Source organism: Cupriavidus sp. WS, assembly GCF_000395345.1.
Lineage (GTDB): Bacteria > Pseudomonadota > Gammaproteobacteria > Burkholderiales > Burkholderiaceae > Cupriavidus > Cupriavidus basilensis_B.
Window position 1 is genome coordinate 1 of sequence record NZ_AQPL01000755.1, and the last position, 330, is coordinate 330.

Here is a 330-nt window from a genome sequence, read left to right on the forward strand (position 1 = left end):
TGTCCCGGCCCCCCGCCCAACGGCCCTGGGCCACACGAACAGGAGACCCGACATGAACCCCCATCCTTGCCCCCCAACACACGGCAGGCCGCGCAACGCGCCGCTGCTCTACGGCAGCGTGTGCAGCGGCATCGAGGCCGCGAGCCTCGCCTGGCAACCCCTCGGCCTCGAAGCTGCGTGGTTCGCTGAGATCGAGCCGTTCCCGAGCGCCGTGCTCGCCCATCGTTACCCCCACGTGCCCAACCTGGGCGACATGACTGCGATCGCCCGCCAGGTGCGCGCCGGCACCGTGCCGGCGCCCGACATCCTGGTCGGCGGCACACCGTGCCA

Annotated in this window: 1 protein-coding gene; it reads left to right on the forward strand. The window is 72.1% G+C overall.

The genetic code is table 11. From position 1 onward, the window contains the following. Positions 1 to 52: 52 nt before the first annotated feature. On the forward strand, positions 53 to 330 hold a 278-nt coding region (locus K206_RS40665; RefSeq protein ID WP_020207212.1), incomplete at its 3' end, for a DNA cytosine methyltransferase.